At 41.2% G+C, this 391-nt stretch carries 1 protein-coding gene; it reads right to left on the bottom strand.

Translation table 11 applies throughout. The features are described from left to right. Nucleotides 1-391 (bottom strand): transposase (locus DK187_RS21310; RefSeq protein ID WP_338089264.1); only part of this gene is annotated, 391 nt, incomplete at both ends.

Raw genomic sequence — 391 nt, 5'->3', positions numbered from 1 at the left:
CTGTTTGCTTTAGAGCACTTCTTATAATTATTACAGTTTGGTCTTTTGACGGGTTTGCTTTTTTTCTTTGTAGGGCGTGGACTTTTATACAAAACACCACGACAAGGCCATTGTTGTTGCTTTGATAGACGCAAGCCGGACAACTCCATTGGTTTTGTGGTGGCTTGATGATGATAACCGTCGACGAGAGTCCATTGTGGTCGTTTATCCGTTTGGCATTTTACCGTTCCACGTGTACGTGCAAGCCAATACCAATCTAATTGCTCTATTGCTTTGAACCACGGAACCTTAAATCCTGCGTCCGTGCAGATAATAGGGGTACAGTCAGAGGGAAGTATTTGCTTTAAATTATTTAAGAAGTCGACATGTCTTTTATGATTATTCATAGCTC

Origin of the sequence: Marinomonas arctica, assembly GCF_003259225.1 — a bacterium.
Taxonomy (GTDB): Bacteria; Pseudomonadota; Gammaproteobacteria; order Pseudomonadales; family Marinomonadaceae; genus Marinomonas; species Marinomonas arctica.
The sequence above is the reverse complement of the archived record's forward strand: the minus strand, read 5'-3'. Positions and strand labels throughout refer to the sequence as shown.